Origin of the sequence: Nocardia lasii (assembly GCF_042658545.1) — a bacterium.
GTDB classification, from domain to species: domain Bacteria; phylum Actinomycetota; class Actinomycetes; order Mycobacteriales; family Mycobacteriaceae; genus Nocardia; species Nocardia lasii.
The window spans coordinates 1-20,926 of sequence record NZ_JBHSQN010000004.1 but is presented as its reverse complement, the minus strand read 5'-3'; the positions used below and the strand labels follow the sequence as shown (position 1 = coordinate 20,926).

19 protein-coding genes and 1 pseudogene are annotated in these 20,926 nt (G+C 69.4%); 14 read left to right on the top strand and 6 right to left on the bottom strand.

Features of this window, described 5'->3' with window-relative positions; all coding sequences use genetic code 11:
• Positions 1 to 8 precede the first annotated feature (8 nt).
• The 8 genes from ACFP3H_RS09615 (at position 9) to ACFP3H_RS09580 (ending at position 6,736) form a co-directional block, all read left to right on the top strand.
• Positions 9 to 815: an SDR family NAD(P)-dependent oxidoreductase gene (locus ACFP3H_RS09615; protein WP_378602714.1), complete on the top strand. Its 807-nt coding sequence runs from the start codon at positions 9 to 11 to the stop codon at positions 813 to 815.
• Between the two features lie 5 nt (positions 816 to 820).
• Positions 821 to 1,384, top strand: coding sequence for an orotate phosphoribosyltransferase (pyrE, locus tag ACFP3H_RS09610; protein ID WP_378602711.1), 564 nt, complete (start codon positions 821 to 823; stop codon positions 1,382 to 1,384).
• Between the two features lie 69 nt (positions 1,385 to 1,453).
• Positions 1,454 to 2,512, top strand: coding sequence for a beta-ketoacyl-ACP synthase 3 (locus ACFP3H_RS09605; protein WP_378602708.1), 1,059 nt, complete (start codon positions 1,454 to 1,456; stop codon positions 2,510 to 2,512).
• 1 nt (position 2,513) lies between these two features.
• Complete coding sequence (locus ACFP3H_RS09600; protein ID WP_378602705.1) at positions 2,514 to 3,200, top strand: lysoplasmalogenase; 687 nt, start codon at positions 2,514 to 2,516, stop codon at positions 3,198 to 3,200.
• A gap of 162 nt (positions 3,201 to 3,362) precedes the next feature.
• Positions 3,363 to 4,394 carry an alpha/beta fold hydrolase gene (locus ACFP3H_RS09595; protein ID WP_378602702.1) on the top strand — a complete coding sequence of 344 codons (1,032 nt, stop codon included), beginning with the start codon at positions 3,363 to 3,365 and terminating at the stop codon, positions 4,392 to 4,394.
• 123 nt (positions 4,395 to 4,517) lie between these two features.
• Positions 4,518 to 4,829, top strand: coding sequence for a DUF4190 domain-containing protein (locus ACFP3H_RS09590; RefSeq protein WP_378602699.1), 312 nt, complete (start codon positions 4,518 to 4,520; stop codon positions 4,827 to 4,829).
• Between the two features lie 21 nt (positions 4,830 to 4,850).
• A complete protein-coding gene (locus ACFP3H_RS09585) occupies positions 4,851 to 5,516 on the top strand; it encodes a TrmH family RNA methyltransferase (protein WP_378602696.1) in 666 nt (221 codons plus the stop codon).
• Between the two features lie 131 nt (positions 5,517 to 5,647).
• Complete coding sequence (locus tag ACFP3H_RS09580; RefSeq protein WP_378603195.1) at positions 5,648 to 6,736, top strand: glycoside hydrolase family 76 protein; 1,089 nt, start codon at positions 5,648 to 5,650, stop codon at positions 6,734 to 6,736.
• Here the strand turns inward: ACFP3H_RS09580 and ACFP3H_RS09575 are convergent.
• Positions 6,733 to 7,425: a DedA family protein gene (locus tag ACFP3H_RS09575; protein ID WP_378602693.1), complete on the bottom strand. Its 693-nt coding sequence runs from the start codon at positions 7,423 to 7,425 to the stop codon at positions 6,733 to 6,735. The genes ACFP3H_RS09580 and ACFP3H_RS09575 overlap by 4 nt on opposite strands.
• A gap of 5 nt (positions 7,426 to 7,430) precedes the next feature.
• The gene (locus ACFP3H_RS09570) at positions 7,431 to 8,078 is read right to left on the bottom strand and encodes a DedA family protein (protein WP_378603192.1); all 648 of its coding nucleotides are present in this window, start codon (positions 8,076 to 8,078) and stop codon (positions 7,431 to 7,433) included.
• A gap of 189 nt (positions 8,079 to 8,267) precedes the next feature.
• Here ACFP3H_RS09570 and fbaA point away from each other — a divergent pair, with 189 nt between their 5' ends.
• The gene (gene fbaA, locus ACFP3H_RS09565) at positions 8,268 to 9,305 is read left to right on the top strand and encodes a class II fructose-bisphosphate aldolase (RefSeq protein ID WP_378602690.1); all 1,038 of its coding nucleotides are present in this window, start codon (positions 8,268 to 8,270) and stop codon (positions 9,303 to 9,305) included.
• Positions 9,306 to 9,333: 28 nt separating this feature from the next.
• The gene (locus tag ACFP3H_RS09560) at positions 9,334 to 10,452 is read left to right on the top strand and encodes a BTAD domain-containing putative transcriptional regulator (RefSeq protein ID WP_378602687.1); all 1,119 of its coding nucleotides are present in this window, start codon (positions 9,334 to 9,336) and stop codon (positions 10,450 to 10,452) included.
• 78 nt (positions 10,453 to 10,530) lie between these two features.
• Here the strand turns inward: ACFP3H_RS09560 and ACFP3H_RS09555 are convergent, their stop codons facing one another.
• Both ACFP3H_RS09555 and ACFP3H_RS09550 read right to left on the bottom strand, forming a co-directional pair.
• Positions 10,531 to 11,589, bottom strand: coding sequence for a fused (3R)-hydroxyacyl-ACP dehydratase subunits HadA/HadB (locus ACFP3H_RS09555; protein WP_378602684.1), 1,059 nt, complete (start codon positions 11,587 to 11,589; stop codon positions 10,531 to 10,533).
• Positions 11,590 to 11,685: 96 nt separating this feature from the next.
• A complete protein-coding gene (locus ACFP3H_RS09550; RefSeq protein ID WP_378602682.1) occupies positions 11,686 to 12,513 on the bottom strand; it encodes an Rv0361 family membrane protein in 828 nt (275 codons plus the stop codon).
• A gap of 2,930 nt (positions 12,514 to 15,443) precedes the next feature.
• Here ACFP3H_RS09550 and ACFP3H_RS09545 point away from each other — a divergent pair.
• Together ACFP3H_RS09545 and ACFP3H_RS09540 are read left to right on the top strand one after the other, a co-directional pair.
• The gene (locus ACFP3H_RS09545) at positions 15,444 to 15,878 is read left to right on the top strand and encodes a DUF3151 domain-containing protein (RefSeq protein WP_378602679.1); all 435 of its coding nucleotides are present in this window, start codon (positions 15,444 to 15,446) and stop codon (positions 15,876 to 15,878) included.
• Between the two features lie 64 nt (positions 15,879 to 15,942).
• Positions 15,943 to 17,070: an FUSC family protein gene (locus ACFP3H_RS09540; RefSeq protein WP_378603189.1), complete on the top strand. Its 1,128-nt coding sequence runs from the start codon at positions 15,943 to 15,945 to the stop codon at positions 17,068 to 17,070.
• Here ACFP3H_RS09540 and ACFP3H_RS09535 read toward each other — a convergent pair whose 3' ends face one another.
• Both ACFP3H_RS09535 and ACFP3H_RS09530 read right to left on the bottom strand, forming a co-directional pair.
• A complete protein-coding gene (locus tag ACFP3H_RS09535) occupies positions 17,071 to 17,859 on the bottom strand; it encodes a site-2 protease family protein (protein WP_378602676.1) in 789 nt (262 codons plus the stop codon).
• The gene (locus ACFP3H_RS09530; RefSeq protein ID WP_378602673.1) at positions 17,856 to 18,485 is read right to left on the bottom strand and encodes a hypothetical protein; all 630 of its coding nucleotides are present in this window, start codon (positions 18,483 to 18,485) and stop codon (positions 17,856 to 17,858) included. Before ACFP3H_RS09530 ends, ACFP3H_RS09535 begins: the two co-directional genes overlap by 4 nt.
• 242 nt (positions 18,486 to 18,727) lie before the next feature.
• Between ACFP3H_RS09530 and ACFP3H_RS09525 the strand changes: the two genes are divergently transcribed.
• On the top strand, positions 18,728 to 20,017 hold the full coding sequence (locus ACFP3H_RS09525; protein ID WP_378602670.1) for an adenylosuccinate synthase: 1,290 nt from the start codon (positions 18,728 to 18,730) through the stop codon (positions 20,015 to 20,017).
• 307 nt (positions 20,018 to 20,324) lie between these two features.
• Positions 20,325 to 20,926: pseudogene (locus tag ACFP3H_RS09520) on the top strand (hypothetical protein); the annotation flags it as partial.

Here is a 20,926-nt window from a genome sequence, read left to right as displayed (position 1 = left end):
GACCAGCGATGTCTGATAGTCCCGTGCGCCTGCCCGGCGTTGTCCGTCCCGTCGCGATGATCACCGGACCGACGTCCGGTATCGGTCGCGGCTTCGCCCACCGCCTCGCCGCCCTCGGCTACGACCTGGTCCTGGTGGCCAGGAACGAAGCCCGGCTGCGCGAACTCGCCGACGAGCTGACCCGCCGTTTCGCCACCGCCTCGGAGGTCCTCGTCGCCGATCTGGCCGACGACGCCGACCGCGCGCGGGTGGCCGATCGCGCGGCCGAGGGGATCGAATTCCTCGTCAACAACGCCGGATTCGCGCACTCGGGGGAGTTCTGGACCCTCGACCCCGCCGAGCTGCAGGCCCAGCTCGATGTCAACGTCACCTCGGTGCTCCAACTGACCCGCGCCGCGCTGCCCGCGATGGTCGCGGCGGGCTCCGGTTCGATCGTGAATGTGGCGAGCGTGGCCGGTTTGCTGTCGGGGAGGGGGTCGACCTATTCGGCCTCCAAGGCCTACGTCGTATCCTTCTCGGAGGGTTTGGCGGGTGGATTGACGGGCACCGGTGTCCGCGTCCAAGCGCTGTGCCCCGGATTCGTGCACACCGAGTTCCACGAGCGCGCCGGCATCGAGATGAGTTCGCTGCCCGAGCGCCTGTGGCTCGACGTCGACCAGGTGGTCGACGGGTGCCTGCAAGATCTGGACTCCGGCCGGGTGATCAGCGTGCCCGGCGTGCAGTACAAGGTGCTCACCGCGGTCGCGGGTTTCGTCCCGCGCACCCTGGTGGCCCGGATCAATCGCGGACTCTTCAACGCACGCGGAAGGACATGACTTAGATGATCGACCAAGCACGTCAGGCGCTCACGAAGGCCGATCGCGACCAGCTGGCCGCCCTCGTGCGCGAGCTCGCGGTCGTGCACGGCAAGGTGACGCTGTCCTCGGGCAAGGAAGCCGACTACTACGTCGACCTACGTCGCGCGACCCTGCACCACCAGGCCGCCCCGCTGATCGGGTCGCTGCTGCGCGAGCTGGTCGCCGACTGGGACTTCGACTCCGTCGGCGGGCTCACCATGGGCGCCGATCCGGTCGCGATGGCCGTGATGCACGCGCCGGGTCGCCCGATCGACGCGTTCGTGGTGCGCAAGGCCGCCAAGGCGCACGGCATGCAGCGTCAGATCGAGGGCCCCACCGTCGTGGGCAAGCGGGTGCTGGTCGTGGAGGACACCACCACCACGGGTAACTCGCCGCTCACCGCGGTGCGCGCGCTGCGTGACGCGGGCGCGATCGTGGTCGGCGTCGCCACTGTCGTGGACCGGGAAACCGGTGCTGACCAGGTGATCGCCGAGGAGGGCCTGGAATATCGATCCATCCTCGGTCTCGATGATCTTGCCCTGGGTTAGCCTGAACAGCGCCAACCCCGGACGACGACGTGGTCTGTCCGGAATGTCTGAAGGACGTGTGAGTCACCTGTGGTGAGCATTGCAGTAAACAAAGGTCGCGACAACGTTGCGATGCTCGGGATCGGTGCCTACCGTCCGCAGCGCATCGTCTCCAACGCCGAAGTGTGCGAGACCCTCGACTCGACGCCCGAGTGGATCTTCGAGCGCACCGGCATCCACAACCGGCGCTGGATCAGCGGCGACGAGACGATCCAGTCGATCGCGGCCGCCGCCGGTGAGCGGGCGCTGAAGAACACGCCGATCGACCGCGACAAGGTCGGCGCGGTCATCCTGTGCACCTCGAGCTGGCTCAAGCTCACCCCGCACGGCGCCCCCTCGGTGGCCCACGATCTCGGCCTCAACGGTGTGGCCGCGTTCGACCTCACCTCCGGCTGCGGCGGCTTCGGCTACGGGCTCGGCGTCGCCGCCGACCTGATCCGCGCCGGTTCGTTCGACTACGTGCTGGTGATCGGCGCCGAGACGATGACCGTCGGCCTCGACCCCACCGACCGCGGCACCGCGATGATCTTCGGTGACGGCGCGGGCGCCGTGGTGGTCGGCCCGGCCGAGGAGAACGGCATCTCCCCGACGGTGTGGGGCAGCGACGGCGAGAACGCCGAAGCCATCTCCCAGGATGTCGACTTCCTGGCCTACATGAACAAGGCCCAGGCCATGCAGGGCACCGATCCCGCCGTCGAGCCGATCGGCCGGATGTCGCTGCACATGGAGGGCCCGAAGGTCTTCCGGTGGGCCGCGGTCACCCTGCCGCGCGCGCTGTCGACGGCGCTGGAGAACTCCGGCGTGGCCAAGGAGGACATCGAGGTCTTCGTCCCGCACCAGGCCAACGCCCGGATCAACGAGCTGATGAAGAAGAACCTCGGTCTGGCCGAGGGGATCCCGATGGCCAACGACATCGAGAACACCGGCAACACCTCGGCGGCCTCGATCCCGCTGGCGATCGAGGAGATGCTGGTGACCGGCAAGGCCAAGGGCGGTCAGGTCGCGCTGCTGCTCGGCTTCGGCGCCGGGCTGAGCTACGCGGGCCAGGTCGTCACCCTGCCGCCCGCGCCGAAGGAACCGAGCTTCTGACATGCGAGGGCTGCGCGTCGCATATGTCGCGGCGGCGGCGGTCACCGTTCTCGGTGCCGTCACCGGCCGTGACCGTCTCCAGTGGGTCGCCAAGCCCCTGCTGATGCCGCTGCTGGCCGCCGACACGGTGGCCGGCGGCGACCTCGCGCCGGCCGAGCGCACCGTCCTGCTCGGCTCGCTCGCCGCGGCCACGGTCGGCGATGTCCTGCTGCTCGACCCCGACGACGACCGCCGCCTCATCGCGGGCGCCTCGTCCTTCGCGGTCATGCAGTCGGGCTACTCGCTGCTGTGGTGGCGTCGCGGCGCTCGCCCCCGTCCCGATATCGCCCTCCCGCGCGTCGCGGCCTGGCTGGGCGCCGCGGCCCTGCTCCGCGCCAAGGCTCCCCACCTCACCCTCCCGCTCACCGCCTACGGCGCCACTCTCGGCACCGCCGCCACCCTCGCCTCGGACCCGTCGCTGGCTCCCGACGCGAAAACCGTTGCGGGCCTGAACATCCCGAACGCCGACCCCCGCTCCCGCCTCGGCCTCGGCGCGCTGCTGTTCACCCTCTCCGATGCCCTGATCGTCGCGCGCCGCCTCTTCGCCCACGACGACCGAACCCGCCGCCTGACCGAGGGCGTCATCCTGACGACCTACGCGACCGCCCAGTACCTCCTGGTGGACGTCCTCCGCGAAAACCGGCCCTGATCTCGCAAGAACATGGGTAACTCGCCGGGGACGGGCTGACTGTCCCACTTTCGGAGTCTCGCCGCGTCCACCCCTGAGTCCGGCCGAGAATCGCGGGGAGGCGGAAAGAACAGTTAACTCTGGTGTTCTTCACCCGCAACAACCGGCGCGCACGCTTCGAAGATGAGCGGGGATACGCAGTACATCGAGGTGCACGGCTACCGCAGGGCGTTCCGGATGGCCGGAACCGGCCCGCCGCTGCTGCTCGTGCACGGCATCACCGACAGCTCGGGCACCTGGGCGCCGGTGTTCGACGCTCTCGCCGAGCACTACACCGTCATCGCCCCCGACCTGCTCGGGCACGGTGAATCCGCCAAACCGCGCGGTGACTACGCCGTGGCCGCCTACGCCAACGGCATGCGCGATCTGCTCAGCGTGCTCGGGATCGAGCGCATCACCGTGGTCGGGCACTCGCTCGGCGGCGGGGTCGCCATGCAGTTCGCCTACCAGTTCCCGGAGAAGGTCGAGCGGATCGCGCTGGTCTGTCCGGCGGGCATGGGCGCGGGCGTGCATCCGGCGTTCCGGCTGGCCACACTGGCCGGTGCCGGTCCCGCGCTGATGGCGATCACCAGCTGGCCGGTCCGCACCGCGGTGACCGCGGCCATCCCGGTGGTGACCGCGCTCGGCGGTCTCGGTCTCGGCCCCGACGCCGAGTACGTGCTCCGCCTCTATGGCCACCTCGCCGAACCCGGCGCCCGCAACGCCTTCCTGCGCACCATCCGCTCGGCCGCCGACCGGCGCGGCCAGACCATCACCATGCTCGATCGCGGCTACCTGGCCGCGCACCTGCCGACCCTGGTCATCGGCGGCACCCGCGACACCGTCATCCCCTCCGGCCACGCCGATCGCGCCCACCGCGCCTTCCCCGGCAGCCGCATCGAGATCTTCACCGGCGCTGGCCATTTCCCGCACCATTTCGATCCCGACCGCTTCGTGAAGCTCATCCACTCCTTCATCGAGGAAACCGAACCGGCCGTGTTCGACCCGTTGCGCTGGCAGCGCACCCTGCGTCGCGGCCGCCCCATCGTCGGGCTGCCCACCATGGAAGCCGACCCCGCACCGGCGGCTGTCCCGCTGGAAGGGCCGTCGCACGCCGTCGAGTCACCCACGTCCGAAGTGACCACCGATTCCGACGTGGCGTCCGCACCCGCCTGACCGGGCCACAGGGTCGCGCCACGCCTGACGGGGCCGACCCGTCCGGCGCGCGTCGGTCGAGTCGGTGGCCGTCGAGGCACGACCGACCGGCGGACTCCCGCCGACCCGATTACGCTGCGCCACATGAGTTATCCGAGCACCCCACCCCCGGGTTACTACGGGCCGCCACCCGAGCACCCCGACGCCAACACCGCGCTCATCCTCGGAATCCTCGGTCTGAGCCTGTGCGGTGTCTGCGCCCCGTTCGCCTGGATCAAGGGCCGCAAGGTCCTGGCCGAGATCGACGCGGGCGGCGGTCGAGTCGGTGGTCGTTCCCAGGCCAACGCCGGCTACATCATGGGGATCATCGGCACCTGCATGCTCGCGCTGTCGGTGCTGATCGTGGTCGGCGCGGTGCTGCTGATGGTGGTGTCGGCCGGTTCCTCCTCGTACTGAGGCCCCACCTAGCATTGCCGGGTGAACGAAGCAGAACTCCCCGGCCCGACCGAGTGGGGCGAGCACCCGCACGGACTCGGTCCGTGGGAGCAGGAATACGGCACCGCCGCGCCCACCGACGAGCGCTACGACCCGGTCCTGCTCGCCGAGGGTGACCGCCGCAATGTCGTCGACGCCTACCGCTACTGGACCCGCGAGGCGATCGTCGCCGACATCGACGCGCGCCGCTTCCCCTTCCACGTGGCCATCGAGAACTTCGGCCACGACGCCAATATCGGCACGGTCGTGCGCACCGCCAACGCCTTCGCGGCCGCGGCGGTGCACATCGTGGGCAAACGGCGCTGGAACCGGCGCGGCGCGATGGTGACCGACCGCTACCAGCACCTGGTCCACCACGCCGACCTCGCCGAACTGCGCGAGTTCGCCACGCGCGAGGGACTGACCGTGGTCGCGGTCGACAATGTGCCCGGCGCGGTGCCGCTCGAGACCGCCGAGTTGCCGCGAAACTGCCTGCTGCTGTTCGGCCAGGAAGGCCCCGGTGTCAGCGACGATGCGAAAGACGCAGCGGCCCTGACAGTTTCGATCGCCCAGTTCGGTTCCACCCGCAGTATCAATGCGGGGGTCGCCGCGGGCATCGCCATGCATGCCTGGATCCGCCAACACGCCGATCTGTCCGTGGCCTGGTAACGGAACGAGCACGAAATGTCGGTGCCACCTGGCACCATGGAGGCATGACCTCGCGCAGCGGCCGGCGCCCACAGCCCGCAGATCGCGCCGGATCCGTGCCCACCCCGGCGCTGTGGTCCGAGCGTGCCGATATGGCCGAGTCCGCGATCATCTCGCGGCATCTACGGATGCTGTGGGGTTGTCCCGGAACGGAATTGGGTGTCGTCGGCTGGCCGGCCACCCGCCGCGAACGGGCCTTCGTCGGCTGGCACTACTGGTGGCAGGCCCACCTGCTCGATGTCGCGGTCGACGCCGCCAATCGCGTCCCCACCCCCGCGCGTCGTCGCCGCATCGGCGCCATCGCCCGCGGCATCCGCATGCGCAACATCACCGGCTGGACCAACCGCTACTACGACGACATGGCCTGGTTGGCCATCGCCCTCGAGCGCGCCGAACGCACCCAGGAACTCACTCAGGCCCGGCGCGGTCTGCTCGCCCTGGAACACAAGCTCTACAGCGCGTGGGATCCCGAGGTCGGCGGCGGCATCCCGTGGCGGATCAAGTCCGATTTCTTCAACGCCCCCGCCAACGGTCCCGCCGGCATCGCGCTGCTGCGCCTTGGCCGGGTCGAACGCGCCCAGCAGATGGCCGACTGGCTCGACGCCACCCTGCGCGACCCCGAATCCGGCCTGATCCTCGACGGCATCCACCTGCCCGCGGGCGAGATCGAACGCCCGGTGTTCAGCTACTGCCAGGGCGTCGTGCTCGGCCTGGAAGCCGAACTCGCCGTGCAGACCGACGACGAGCGCCACGCCGCGCGGGTCGGCTCGCTGCTGGCCGCGGTCGAGGAGCACATGACCACCCGCCTGGTGATCAACGGCGGCGGCGGGGGCGACGGCGGTCTGTTCAACGGCATCCTGGCCCGCTACCTCGCGGTGGTCGCGCTGATGCTGCCGGGCGAGGACAAGATCTCCGAGACCAACCGGCGCACCGCCGCCGCCATCGTCAAGGCCTCGGCCACCGCCGCCTGGGCCAACCGCCTCGAGGTCGAGGGCGAACCGCTGTTCGGCTTCGACTGGAACAAACCGGCCAGGCTGCCCGGCGGCAGCGCGGGCGCGGGCAAGTTCACCGCGGGCGGTTCGGTCACCGCCTCGGCCGTGCCCGAGCGCGACCTGTCGGTGCAGCTGTCGGGCTGGATGTTGATGGAGGCGGCCTACCAGGTCACCGCGGCCGGGCTCTAACGCTCGGTCTCGCCCGCCACGCTGGGTTCGAGGTCGTACTCCTCGGCGGGCTTGGCCATCTCCTGGCGGTAGTGCCGCAGCCCCAGGATGGTCCCGATGATCAGGCCGACGATCAGCGTGCCGATCACCGCGGGCATCAGCCACGGCACCTGCTCGAGGAACTCGCCCGCGTAGTACCCGATCAGCAGCAGCACCGGCGCCCAGATGATCGCGCCGAGCGTGCTGGCGATCGTGTAGCGGCGATGGTCCATCTTGGCCGCACCGGCCACCATCGGGCACAGCGTGCGCACCCACGGGATCCAGCGGGCCACCAGCACCGCCAGGAATCCGTGTCGTTCCAACAGGCCGGTGACCTTGGCCAGGTTCTTGGTGTTGATATATCGCCCGTTCTTGCGCGCGACCAGGCGATGCCCGGTGCGCGCCCCGATGACATAGCCCACCTGATTACCGGCGATGGCCGCGATCATGGCGCCCACCGACAACGCCCACACCTGCGTTTCGCCGTTGGCGTGGGAGGCCAGCACGATGCCCGCGGTGATCAGCATCGAATCACCGGGCAGGAACAGCCCGATGATGAACGCGCACTCGAGGAAGACGAAAACGAGCACCACCGCGCAGATCACCACCGGACCCGCCGAGATCAACGGATCGAAGGTGCCCACTGCCAGGGTTGCCGGTACTGCGGTCACAGCGATCAGTGCGTCTCGTTCGTCGACGGCGCCAGCTCGCCCTGCACCGGGACTGCCGGAGCATTGCGGCGGTCGAGCACCTTCTTACCGACGGTGATGATCGCGGGCAGGATCGACACGAACACGATCAGCAGGAAGATCGCCTCGACGTGCTCCCGAATGAACGGGACGTTGCCGAGGAAGTACCCGATGATCGTCACGCCGCCACCCCACAGCACCGCGCCGACGATGTCGAAGGCCACGTACTTGCGGTAGCTCATCTTCGACACGCCCGCCAGCACCGGCATGAACGTGCGCACGATCGGCACGAACCGGGCCAGGATGATCGTCTTGGGCCCGTGCTTCTCGAAGAACTCGTGCGTCTCGACCACGTACTGCTTCTTGAAGAAGCGGCTGTCCTCGCGTTTGAAGATGGCCGGGCCGATCTTGCGACCGATCCAGTACGCGCACTGATCACCCGCGAACGCGGTCACGATCACCAGCGGCACCAGCACCCAGATGCTCGGACTGCCCTGCGCGGCCAACATGCCACCGGTGAACAGCAGCGAGTCACCGGGCAGCAACGGGAACAGCAACCCCGTCTCGATGAACACAATCGCCAGGATGGCCGGGAGAACCGCGTTCTTCAGCCATGTCTCCTGGAGCAGATACATCGGGTCCAGCAACTGGGTCAACGCCAAGTTGCTCGTCACCGCATCCGATACCGCCAGCAAAGTCACGGCCCCCACAGTACCGGTCCGACCCGTGAGATGAGTGCCGGGTGATCCCGCTCTCGCCTTCCTAATTTAGGCTGTGGCCTGACAGAATTGGTTTTTGCTCCCCACAACACGGAGGTCACTGCTGTGCCTATCGCGACCCCGGAGGTCTACGCCGAGATGCTCGGCCGGGCCAAGGCGCACTCGTTCGCGTTCCCGGCTATCAACTGCACGTCGTCGGAGACGATCAACGCCGCCATCAAGGGCTTCGCGGACGCGGGCAGTGACGGCATCATCCAGTTCTCCACCGGTGGCGCCGAATTCGCCTCCGGCCTCGGCGTGAAGGACATGGTCACCGGTGCGGTGGCGCTGGCCGAGTTCGCGCACGTGGTGGCCGCGCGCTACGACGTCACGATCGCGCTGCACACCGATCACTGCCCCAAGGACAAGCTCGACACCTACGTGCGTCCGCTGATCGCGATCTCGCAGGACCGTGTCAACGCCGGGCTGAACCCGCTGTTCCAGTCGCACATGTGGGACGGCTCGGCCATCCCGATCGACGAGAACCTCGAGATCGCCAAGGAGCTGCTGAAGGCCTGTCGTTCGGCCAACATCATCCTCGAGGTCGAGATCGGCGTCGTCGGCGGCGAAGAGGACGGTGTCGAGGCCGAGATCAACGACAAGCTCTACACCTCGCCCGAGGATTTCGAGAAGACCATCGCCGCGCTCGGCGCCGGTGAGAACGGGCAGTACCTGCTCGCCGCCACCTTCGGCAACGTGCACGGTGTGTACAAGCCGGGCAACGTGGTGCTCAAGCCCGAGGTGCTGGCCGAGGGTCAGCGGGTCGCGGCCGCCAAGCTGGGCCTCGAGCCCGGCGCGCAGCCGTTCGACTTCGTCTTCCACGGTGGTTCGGGCTCGCTGAAGTCCGAGATCGAGGATTCGCTGCGCTACGGCGTGGTGAAGATGAACGTCGACACCGACACCCAGTACGCCTTCACCCGCCCGGTCGCCGGTCACATGTTCGCCAACTACGACGGCGTGCTCAAGATCGACGGCGAGGTCGGCAACAAGAAGGTCTACGACCCGCGCAGCTACCTCAAGAAGGCCGAGACCTCGATGGCCGAGCGTGTCACCGAGGCCTGCAACGACTTGAAGTCGGCTGGTCGTTCGGTCAGCGGTTCCTGATTTTCGTCGACAAACGGGGCCCGAGCTCATGAGTCTTGATGTCCGTGTGCTCGGGCCCGTTCGACTGCTGGTCGGTGGTGAGCCGGTAGCGGTCGGCGGGCCCAAGCCGCGCGCTCTGCTTGCCGCGCTCACCGTCAACCGGCGGCGCGCGGTGTCTTCGGCGGTGCTCGCCGAGATGGTGTGGAACGAGGATCCGCCGGATTCCTACGCCGCCAGCCTGCAGGTGTTCGTATCGAACATCCGCAAGGCCCTGCGCAACGCGGGCATCGACTCGGCGCAGGTGCTGCGGACCGAGGGCGCGGGCTATCGCCTCGAAATCCCCGACACCGCCTGCGATCTCGGCCGTTTCGAGAGCGCGCGCGAAGCCGGTTCACGCTGCCTGGACCTGGGCGATCACCCCGGCGCGAGCAATCTTTTCGGCGCCGCCCTGCGTGAGTGGTCCGGTCGCGCCCTGGCCGACCTCGTCGGCTTGCAGTTCGCCGACGGTTTCGCCACCGCGATGAACGAGGAGCGACTACTCGCCGCCTCGGCTCGTGTCGACGCCGAAATCGCCTGCGGGCGTGCGTCTTCGGTGATCGGCGAACTGGTGTCGATGACCAACGAGCACCCCCTGCGCGAACCGCTGTGGGGCCAGTTGATCACGGCGCTGTACCTGTCGGGTCGCCAGGCCGACGCGCTGGAAGCGTGCCGCCGCGTACGCAACGTGCTCGCCGAGGAGCTGGGCATCGATCCCGGCGCGGGCCTGCTCGAGCTGGAACGCCAGGTCCTGCGTCAGGAACCGCTGAATGTGTTGGCCGCCAAGCGATCCGACCAGGTAGCCGCCGCGATGACCGAGACCGTCACCGAGGTTCCCCAGTCCATCCGCAACGGAAACCTGCGCTTCGCCGACGGCCGCACCCTGCCAATTCCGCACGGCGGCTTGCGCATCGGCCGCATGACCGACAACGAACTGGTCCTCGACGACCCCAAGGCCAGCCGCTACCACGCCCACATCATGCCCAGCCGCGCCGGCCTGCTGATCAAGGACCTGCACTCCGCCAACGGCGTCTACGTCAACGAACTCCCCATCGACAGCGGCGCCCTGCTGGCCGACGGCGACATCATCCGCATCGGCGGAACGGTCCTGATCTTCATCGCCGTGGCGTGATTTCAAGATCACCACGCTCTGGTGGCGGGAAATCAGGGAGATTTCGCCACCACAGCGTGGTGATCAACTGTCCAGTGCCTAGGTGAGGCGGATTTCGGCGGCGGCTCGGCCGAAGAGCTTGCGGCCCTCGGAGATTCCGCTCAGCAGGACGGTGGCGGCGCGGCGGTCGGGGTCGATCGACTTGATCTTGCCGGAGAATTCGATGACGCCCGCTTCAGTGGGGTGCACGGGGACGAAGCCGGAGAAGCGGACGCTCAGCTTCTCGATCGCGGTCGGGTCGCCGAGCCAGTCGGTCAGGTACTGCGCGGCCAGGCCCATCGTGAGCAGGCCGTGCGCGACGACGGTGGGCAGGCCCGCGAGTTCGGCGGCACGGTCGCTGAAGTGGATGGGGTTGGGGTCGCCGGACACACCAGCGTAGTTGGCCAGGTCGCCGCGGGTGAGGCGGGCGGTGGCCGGGGGGAGCTCGAATCCCTTTGTCAGGGTGTCGAATTCGGGGGCGGTGTTGACCGCGACGAGTTCGCGCTGCGGCAGCTCGGCGGCGGGGCCGGTGCGCCGGATCAGCAGGTCGTCGGCGCCGACGCCGGCGATCGTGTCGGGGCGCGCGTGCATGCTGATGTTCTCGACGGCCTCGACGATATTGGGGTCGACCTCCACGCCGCGGCGGGCCACGATCGTGGTGGTGCCCTGCACGGTGACCTGGTCGTGCTGGTTGCGCAGCTTGAAGCCGACGTTGATGAAGTCGTTGTCGCCGAACTGGCGGATCGACTCGATCTCGATCTCGGTGCTGATCCGGTCGCCGGCCAGAATCGGGCGGAACAGCTCGAAGACCTGGTCGGTCTGGAGTACCTGCGACAGGTCGTATTCGGTGAGCACGCTGTCGAGCAGGGCGCGCGTGGCGCTCATGCCGATCACCGAGGCGAAGGTCGGCGGCGCGACCACGCCGTCGTACCCGAGCTTGCGCGCGTCGACTTCGTGCTGATGGGCGGGGTGCAGGTTCTGCACGGCCCTGGCGAATTCGCGGATCTTCTCGCGGCCGACCTCGTAGTGATCGCGGAAGCCGAAGCGCTGACCAACCAGCGTCGCATCCGGGACCACAGTATCGATGTCCGACTGCTCCACTGACTGTTCCCTGCTCATGATCCGGAAGACTTTACTTGTTTACCCATCTGGATCACCAGTTATGTGTGACCCGTCATAGCAGACAGAAAGTCCGCTACGACGGGCCGAGTCGAACTACGGGGTACCCGCGGGGTCGCAGACCTTCCAGCTGCCGTCGGTGCGCTGCAGGTCGAAGGTCCGCGCGGTCCGTTTGTTCGGGTCCGCGGCGGTGTGCACGGTGGCCTCGGCCAGGGCGGTATCGCCGGTGATGCGGACCGCGTCCACGCTGGAAACGACCGGAATCGACCCGCGTTCGGTGGAAACCTGGTGCACGCCGGTGAACTGTTCCGGGGTGATGCCCGTATAGAACTGGTTCAGTTCGCCACAGGTGCTGCCGCGCAACGCCTCGAGGTCACCGGCGCGCAGGGCCTCGGTGTAGTCCTCGATCACCGCGCGCACCTGACCCTCGGGCGAGTTGTCCGCGCCGCCGAAGAACGCGACCGCCGCCGCGATCAAGGCGACGACCAACACCACCGCGCCCACCGCCGCCAACAGCCACTTCTTCGACCGCTTGGCGCCCGACTCCCCGGACGCACCCGAGGCCGCGCCGACCCGCTGCGGCGCCGCCACCGGCCGCTGCTGCCCGTCGGCGAGGTGCACCGCGGGCCGCGTCGGCTGCACATCCGCGGGCGAAGGCGCCGAAGCGGGCACCCGAGCCGGACCACCGGCCCCCCGCGGCGGCGAAGGCTGAGTCTGCTCGACTCCCTCGGAATCGCCACCCTGCCAGCCGGACTGCCCACCCGGCCCGCCGTCGGCCCCGTCCTTACCGAGCCCGACCGCCCCGAGCCCAGCCTGTCCCGGCCCGCCCGGCCGTTCACCAGCATCGGCAGGCCCGTGCCCACCACCCTGCTGCCCCGGCCCGCCGGGCCGCGAACCGTCCGCGCCGTCCTTACTCAAACCCACAGGCCCGTTCCCGGACCCCTGATCCCGCTGACCGAGCTCATCCTGAGCCCCACCATCAACCCGCTGCCCCGGACCTGCCGGACCCTGGAACCCCGGACCACGGGACCCGTCGAATCCCTGCTGTCCAAGCGCCGCCGCACCGTACTGCCCACGAGCCGCAGCATCCTGCCGCCCGCCACCAGGCCCATGCTCACCGGCCCCGAAAGACCCCTGCTGCGCAGCATTACCCGGCTGCCCGGTTCCACGCTGCCCCGGCCCCACAGGCCCACGCTGCCCGAAACCAGCAGGCCCCTGCGCGGGCCCGCCCGGCCCACGCTGCCCGGGTCCTTGTTGTCCGGGACCGCCGAGCCCCTGTTGTCCGGGTCCACCTGGTCCGTGCTGGCCGAGCCCACTCGGGCTCTGCTGGCCGGTACCGCCGGAGCCCTGCTGGCTGGGACCGCCGGAGCCCTGCTGGCCGGGACCGCCCGGACCTTGCTGGCCGGGACCCGCAGGTCCCTGCTCGCCGTGTCCGCCCGAACCCTGCTGGCCGAGTCCGCCGGGACCTTGCTCGCCCGGACCGCCGGGACGTTGCTCGCCCGGACCGCCGGGACGTTGCTGGCCGGGACCGCCGGGGCCTTGCTGGCCGGGACCGGCGAATCCGCCGGGACCTTGCTCGCCGGGACCGCCGGGACGTTGCTGGCCGGGACCGCCCGGACCTTGCGGGCCGGGACCGGCGAATCCGCCGGGGCCTCGCTGTCCGGGTCCACCGGGACCGGGGTGCCCGAAACCAGCAACTCCGCGTTGTCCGGGTCCGCCGGGACCCTGTTGTCCGGGTCCGCCGGGACCCTGTTGTCCGGGTCCGCCGGGGCCCTGCTGGCCGGGTCCGCCGGGACCCTGCTGGCCGGGAGCGCCTGGGCCACGCTGGCCGGGTCCGCCGAATCGGGTCGTCGCTTGCTGGCCGAGCTCGTCGATGTCTTGCTGTTCGTTGTCGCCGGGCCGTTGCGGGCCCGGTCCGACTGGGCCGCGCTGGTCGGGGCCGCCGGGTCCGTGCTGACCGGGTCCACCGAAACCGCCAGGACCCTGCGGCCCGGGTCCACCGGGGCCCTGCTGGTTGGGTCCGCCAGGACCCTGCTGACCGGCTTGGCGAGGGCCGGCGGGACCGCGCGGGGTGTTGGGCGGCGGTGTCATCGCCGGGCGTCCGCCCGCAGGGGGCACCACCCGATCGGTTCCGCCCGGTGCGCGCTGCGCGGGCATCGCGGTGGTCGGCACATCGGACGAACTCGCCGTCCGCATGGAAACGGTCCGATCCTCCGAATCGGGACCGCCCTGGGGCGTGCTGGTTTGGAACCGCTCGGTCGAATCAGCGTCGAACGACTTACCGCCGCGCGAATCACCCGCTCCCACAGCAGCTCCACCCTCATCGCCCGCGCCTCCGGCAGCGCCACTATCGCGACTCCCGATGCTCACGGCCGCCGCAGCCGCACCGGCGGCACCAGCCGAACCTGCCCCACCCTTGGTCAAACCCGCACCGCCTGCTCCTGCACCGGCCGAACCTGCACCGGCCGAACCTGCACCGGCCGAACCTGCGCCGGTCGAGCCTGCGCCGGTCGAGCCTGCGCCAGCCGAGCCTGCGCCAGCCGAGCCTGCGCCGGCCGAACCTGCGCCAGCCGAGCCTGCGCCAGCCGAGCCTGCGCCAGCCGAGCCTGCACCGGTCGAACCTGCGCCAGCCGAGCTCGCACCGGTCGAGCCTGCACCGGCCGAGCCTGCACCAGCTGCTGCCGAACCGAGCCCACTAGACGCAGCGCCCACAGCCTTACCCAGACCGCCCGAATCCGACGCAGCACCATCCGTCCCCGAACCCGATTCTCTTGCCGAGGAACCGCCCTCAGCGCCCCCACCTACTTCCGCGTCAGCCGTCGTCGCCGACCCAGCCGCAGCGGAACGTCCCGAACCCGACTCTGCCGGGGGAGCAGCGGATTCCGATGCACCCCCGTCCGCAGCATCACCGGACGAAGCAGCCCCGGCCACAGAGTATTTCGTCGTGCTAGCGGAATCAGCACCATCAGCCACACGGGCATCGGCACTCGCCCCCGCGTCGGGCCGATCAGCCTGCTCCATAGCCCCGGTCGGAATATCCTTCTGAGCCTCCCGCGACCCCCCGAACTTCACCGTGCGATCCTCGGAACCCCCCTGTCCCGCACCGACATTGCGCCCCGGAATCGGCATAGCCGTCGTCGGCGCATCAGCAGCGGCGGGGTTGACACGCTCACCGCGAGGACCGTCGACCGGCCGCTCACTTCCGGGCAACCCCCTCGACAACCCGGCCAGCGGCGACCCGCCACCCGATTCCTGCCCAGCAGGCGGATTACCCTGCGGCCCAACAGAACCGGGCCCACTCACCCGCGGCGCTCCCGGCCGCCCCACCGGCTGAGCCCGCACCGGCCGACCCTGAGCCTCACCCGGCTGACCCTGACCGTCGACCCGACGCCACCCACCGTCGCCCGAATTCGGTTGCGCACCAGCGTTACCCCGAGGCGCGGGCCCACCGGGCCGCACCCCACCGGGCGTGAACCCGGGCCGACCCCACGACTGCTGCCCACTCGAATCCCGCTGCCCCGCAGCAGGAGCGCCGGGTAGGTCGCCACGTCGGATCACCACCGTCTCACCCCCGCCGGGCACCGCCCGGTCGGGTTCGGTGACCGACCGTGGTCCGCCGGGAGGGGGCACGGACGCGTCGGTGTCGCGCGCGGACGCGCCGGGACCGGCAGGCTCTGCTGTCGGGTTGTTCTCGTCGGTCGGGTCGGACACCTCTGTACCCCTCGCTCAGGCTCGAACGTTGCACTCCGCACTCAGCCTAGTAGGCGCGTGCGCGCAGCGTTCCCGAGTCCGGTACGCGATCACCTGCGGCGGGCCGTACGACACCTGTCGGACCCTCGGTGCACAATGAACCCATGACCTCCTTCGGTGACCTGCTCGGACCGCAGCCGGTCCTCCTTCCCGAACTGACCGACGCCGAAGACGCCATCGCGGCGGGCACCGACCCGGTCGATGTCGCCGCGAAGTACCCGGCCGCCTCGATCGCCTGGGCCCAGCTCGCCGAGAACGCGTTGCAGCGCGCCAACGGCGAGGTGAACCACGACACCGTCGCCGCCTACGCCTTCGCCCGCACCGGCTACCACCGCGGCCTCGATCTGCTCCGCCGCAACGGCTGGAAGGGTTTCGGCCCGGTCCCGTGGAGCCACGAACCCAATCAGGGTTTCCTGCGCAGCGTCGCCGCCCTGGCGCGCGCCGCGCAGACGATCGGGGAGACCGAGGAGTACGCGCGCTGCCTCGACCTGCTCGAGGATTGCGATTCGCGCGCCGCGGCCGAGCTCGGTTTGGACTGAGCCGCCGGTCGGATCCGAGTCCGAGGTGAGCGAGCACAAGCCATTCACCGCCGTCGCGACCCCGGTGGTCGCGGCGGCCAAGGTGAGCACCGTCGACCGGTATCGGGCGTCGGTCGCGCGGTTGCGGCTGTCGACGATCCCGATCGTCCAGTGCGCGCTCGGTGCCTCGCTGGCGTGGTTCATCGCCCACGACGTCATCCACCATCCCGAACCGTTCTTCGCCCCGACCGCCGCGGTGGTTTCCATCGGTGTCTCGTTCGGCGCGCGGGTGCGCCGGTCGGTGGAGTTGGTGGTGGGTGTCGCGGTCGGCATCGGCATCGGCGACCTGTTCATCGCCCAGGTCGGTACGGGTGTGTGGCAGGTGGCCCTGGTGGTCGGCGGCGCGATGGCGGTGTCGGTGTTCCTGGGCAGCGGCGCGCTGATGACCATGCAGGCGGCCGGTTCGGCCGTGCTGATCTCCACGTTGAACCAGGCGCCCGCCGAGGGCCCCAATCGGATGATCGACGCGTTGATCGGTGGGTTGGTCGGCGTGCTGATGGTCGCGCTGATCCCCTTGCATCCGGTGCGTCGCGCTCGCGAGCACGCCGCCGATGTGCTCTCGGTGATGAGCAAGTCGATGATCTCCTGCGCCGACGGCCTGCTCGAACAGAACTCGAACAAGGTGGCCGATTCGCTCTCGGCGGTGCGCAACACCCAGAGCCAGATCGACTCGCTGCGGGACGCGCTCGCGGGCGGGCGTGAGGTCAGTCGAATATCGCCGCTGTACTGGAACTCTCGAAAACGCTTGGAACGCCTGCACAACGCGGCCGACCCGCTCGACAACGCCGTGCGCAACACCCGGGTCCTGCTGCGCCGTTCGCTCACCCTGGTCCGCGACGACGAGGTTCTCGATCCGCGCCTGATCGACCTGGTCGACCAACTCGGGCACGCCACCGACGTGGTCCGCAAGATGATGCTGGCCGATCCGGGTGAGCAACCCGATCAGGCCGAGGCCACCCGGGCCCTGCGCAGCGTCGCCAAGAACGCGCGCCCCGAACTCGTCGTCGGGGCCGGGTTGTCGGCGCACGTGGTGTTCGCCCAGATCCGCTCGATCGTGGTGGATCTGATGGTGGTGTGCGGCATGCAGCGCATCTCGGCGATCGCCCTGCTCCCGCCCACCGTGCCGAACCCGTATGTCACCCCGGAGGAGTGATCAGCGCCAGAAGCGGGCGAGTTGGCTGCCGTAGGCGGCCCAGCTGTCGGGCACCCCGGACAGCTCGAACAGGGCGTAGACCGCGTTGAAGAACACCTGGTTGAGCGGGGTGAAGAAGATCAGCGCGAACAGGATCAGCATCCCGTAGGGCTTGAACTGGTCGAGCGCGCGGCGCGTCTGGTAGCTCAGCGACGGTTCGATGATCCCGTACCCGTCCAGTCCCGGCACCGGCAGAATGTTCAACAGGAACGCCGTGATCTGCAGGAACGCCAGGAAACTGAGCCCGGTCCAGAACACCGGATGTTCGGCCACCGACCCGAACACCCGGATCACGATCAGCAGCACCACCGCGCACAGCGCGTTCGATGCGGGCCCGACCGCGCTGACCAGCCGCTGCACGCTCGTCTTGAACCGGGTCGTGTCCACATACACCGCACCACCGGGCAGGCCGATTCCGCCGAGCGCGATGAACAGCAGCGGCAGCGCGATCGACAGCACCGGGTGGCTGTACTTGAGCGGGTTGAGCGTGAGGTACCCGCGCACCTCCACCTCGTGATCGCCCGCCCGCCAGGCCACGTACGCGTGCGCGAACTCGTGCAGGCACAGGCTGATGATCCAGCCGAACACCACCAGCCCGAACACCGCGACCTTGGCGCGCACCGAGTCGATCCCGGCGTCCCAGGCCAGCGCACCGCACCCGACGGTGATCAGCACGATCAGCAGGAACACCGGGCTCGGCCGCACGGCACCGTGTCCGGTGCGTCGATCCGACGGGAAGGAATAGGTCATCGCACCAGCAGCCAGGGTTGTTCGAAGCGGTAGAAGGTCGAGCGCGGCACGGTCCGGTCGGCGAGGACGCCGTCGCGGGTCACCACCGCGCCCGGGGTGCCGAGTTGCGCGGCGCGCCCGGACACCCAGGTGCGTTTGCGCAGTCCCTTGCGGACGCGCGCGCGCACGCCGGGCATGGTCATCGTGGGCGAGATCAGCATCGTGGTGACGGTGCCGGTGAACAGTTTGGTGTCGTCGACGTAGGCCTCGCCGACGAGCTTGGCGCCGTCGACGCCGGTGATGCTCGCGCGTCCCACCAGCACGGTGCCGGTGTCGTCGCGGATCAGCGGCGTCTCGATCGCCTTGCCCTCCACCGCGCGTTTGGCGGCGGCGTTGCCGGTGCCGGTCTGATAGACCTTCGAGGCGTAGGTGGGGTCGACCGGTACGAATCCCACTTCCACGTGCAACCGTTCGGTGCGCATGAGGTGGGTGAGGACCACGGCGAGGGAGGCGTCGGCGCCGAGCACGATCAGGCGCGGCAGGCTGTCGGCGGCCAGCACCGGCAGCAGCTCATCGATCACCGCGACGTCGGGCATGATGGCGGTCTGGGTATTGGGGAGCGAGGACAGCGCGATCGGCACGGGCATATCGCCGCATCGGAGAACGTGGGTACTCAAAACTACGCCTACACCCTCCTCGGTCACGCACACTCACTGCCGACTGGTAACCGTAACCGATCAGGGCCACCTCGCGGCCCCGAGGGCCTCGACGGGGCAGGTCGACGGGCCGTGAACAGGTGTCGGCTAGACTGTGTCTCCGGCCACCGCCTCAGTACGGCAGGTAGCTGCAGCGCTGCGTGTGCTGCCGTCGATCTGTAGGAGACTCCGAAATGCCGGCAATCGTCCTCATCGGCGCCCAATGGGGCGACGAGGGTAAGGGCAAAGCTACAGACCTGCTCGGTGAGCGGTTGCAGTGGGTGGTCCGATACCAAGGCGGCAACAACGCCGGTCATACGGTGGTGCTACCCAACGGCGACAAGTTCGCCCTGCATCTGATCCCGTCGGGCATCCTCACCCCGGGTGTCAAGAACGTCATCGGCAACGGTGTTGTCGTCGATCCCGGTGTGCTGCTCGAGGAGCTCGCCGGGCTGGAAGAGCGCGGAGTCGACACCTCCGGCCTGCTGCTCTCCGCCGACGCGCACCTGATCATGCCGTATCACGTGGCCATCGATAAGGTCACCGAACGCTTCCTCGGCAACCGCAAGATCGGCACCACCGGTCGCGGTATCGGGCCCTGCTACCAGGACAAGGTCGCTCGCGTCGGCGTCCGGGTGGCCGATGTGCTCGACGAGAAGATCCTCACCCAGAAGGTCGAGGCCGCGCTGGAGTTCAAGAACCAGGTGCTGGTCAAGATCTACAACCGCCGCGCGCTGGATCCGCAGCAGGTGGTGGACGAGGTCCTCGAGCAGGCCGAGTCGTTCAAGCACCGCATCTCCGACACCCGCCTGGAGCTGAACCTGGCGCTCGAGCGCGGCGACACCGTGCTGCTCGAGGGGTCGCAGGGCACGCTGCTCGATGTCGATCACGGCACCTACCCGTTCGTCACCTCGTCCAACCCGACCGCGGGTGGCGCGGCGGTGGGTTCGGGTATCGGCCCGAACAAGATCGACACGGTGCTGGGCATCCTCAAGTGCTACACCACCCGCGTGGGCTCGGGCCCGTTCCCGACCGAGCTGTTCGACAACTTCGGTGAGTTCCTGGCCAAGAACGGCGGCGAGGTCGGCGTCACCACCGGGCGCGCGCGTCGCTGTGGTTGGTTCGACGCGGTGATCAGCCGCTACGCCACCCGCGTCAACGGTGTCACCGACTACTTCCTGACCAAGCTGGACGTGCTGTCGGGTCTGGACACGGTGCCGATCTGCGTGGCCTACGAGATCGACGGCAAGCGCGTGGAGCAGATGCCGACCACCCAGACCGAGTTCCATCACGCCAAGCCCATCTACGAGGAGATGCCGGGTTGGTGGGAGGACATCTCCCACGCGCGCACCTTCGAGGAGCTGCCCGCCACCGCGCAGGCGTATGTGCTTCGCCTGGAAGAACTCTCGGGTGCGCGCATCTCGTGCATCGGCGTCGGCCCCGGCCGCGACCAGACGATCGTGCGGCACGACGTACTGGCGTGATGCCGGGCTGAATGTCGACGGCGAAGTCCGGCACCGAGTTTCGGTGCCGGACTTTTTCGTTCGGTGCCGGGAATCTTCGAGGTAGCCACCCGCTGAACGACATTGGCGATCAGAGCGGCTCCCAGACACCTTTCAGCCATCGATCTTTCGAGTGTGTCGGACGGTAATAAGTCGAGCTGACAGGTGTGCTGATCGATCGGCGAGGAGACGGGCCAGCTTGTAGCGATCTCGTGGCTACCGCTAGAGTTCGCCGGGCGGCACGCGGGGACGTGCCGCTGTCCTGTGAGTGTGGTTAGTGGGTGTCGACGTGATCCGTCGGAATATGAATGTGAACTCCTCGACGGTGCGGCGGATCGCCCGCCCGGCCGTGGGCGTGCTGCCGATGGCGTTGGCCGTGGCGTGTGCCGGTGTGGCCATCGCGGTGCCGCAGCCGGGCGGGAACGTGGGTCCGGTGCAGCCCGGTGTCACCGCGCCGCTGGCCACCGATGAGGGCGGCCGCTCCGACCTGACCAAGCCCGGCGCCCCGGACTCGCTGGCCCACCTCGCCCCCGAGCGCCCGCAGACGCGCCCGGTGCCCGAGTACGCCACTCCCGCGCCGCCGATCGTCGTCGAGGAACTGCACCTGCCCGCGCCGGTCGCCCCCGTCGCCCCGATCACCCCGCCCGAGCGCACCCTGCGCGTCGGCGACTTCACCACTCCCGTCCCGGCCGAGGTCCCCGACGACCTGCTCGACGGCGCCGCCAACGACGCCGCGAACGACGAAGCCGCCATCGCCACCCAGGGCCGCTCGGTGGGCATCGACCCGAGCCGCTCCGACAAGATCGCCGCGGCGACCGTGGGCGGTGCCCTGGTCGGTGCCGCGGCCGCCGGAATCCCGGCAGCGGCCGTCGGCGCGGTCGGCGGCGGCCT

Bases quoted from the DNA above. Each gene is read 5' to 3' on its own strand.
- ACFP3H_RS09615 (WP_378602714.1), top strand. From the start codon at position 9: ATGTCTGATAGTCCCGTGCGCCTGCCCGGCGTTGTCCGTCCCGTCGCG.
- pyrE (WP_378602711.1), top strand. From the start codon at position 821: ATGATCGACCAAGCACGTCAGGCGCTCACGAAGGCCGATCGCGACCAG.
- ACFP3H_RS09600 (WP_378602705.1), top strand. From the start codon at position 2,514: ATGCGAGGGCTGCGCGTCGCATATGTCGCGGCGGCGGCGGTCACCGTT.
- ACFP3H_RS09595 (WP_378602702.1), top strand. From the start codon at position 3,363: ATGAGCGGGGATACGCAGTACATCGAGGTGCACGGCTACCGCAGGGCG.
- ACFP3H_RS09590 (WP_378602699.1), top strand. From the start codon at position 4,518: ATGAGTTATCCGAGCACCCCACCCCCGGGTTACTACGGGCCGCCACCC.
- ACFP3H_RS09580 (WP_378603195.1), top strand. From the start codon at position 5,648: ATGGCCGAGTCCGCGATCATCTCGCGGCATCTACGGATGCTGTGGGGT.
- ACFP3H_RS09570 (WP_378603192.1), bottom strand. From the start codon at position 8,078: ATGTATCTGCTCCAGGAGACATGGCTGAAGAACGCGGTTCTCCCGGCC.
- ACFP3H_RS09560 (WP_378602687.1), top strand. From the start codon at position 9,334: ATGAGTCTTGATGTCCGTGTGCTCGGGCCCGTTCGACTGCTGGTCGGT.
- ACFP3H_RS09555 (WP_378602684.1), bottom strand. From the start codon at position 11,589: ATGAGCAGGGAACAGTCAGTGGAGCAGTCGGACATCGATACTGTGGTC.
- ACFP3H_RS09545 (WP_378602679.1), top strand. From the start codon at position 15,444: ATGACCTCCTTCGGTGACCTGCTCGGACCGCAGCCGGTCCTCCTTCCC.
- ACFP3H_RS09535 (WP_378602676.1), bottom strand. From the start codon at position 17,859: ATGACCTATTCCTTCCCGTCGGATCGACGCACCGGACACGGTGCCGTG.
- ACFP3H_RS09530 (WP_378602673.1), bottom strand. From the start codon at position 18,485: ATGCCCGTGCCGATCGCGCTGTCCTCGCTCCCCAATACCCAGACCGCC.
- ACFP3H_RS09525 (WP_378602670.1), top strand. From the start codon at position 18,728: ATGCCGGCAATCGTCCTCATCGGCGCCCAATGGGGCGACGAGGGTAAG.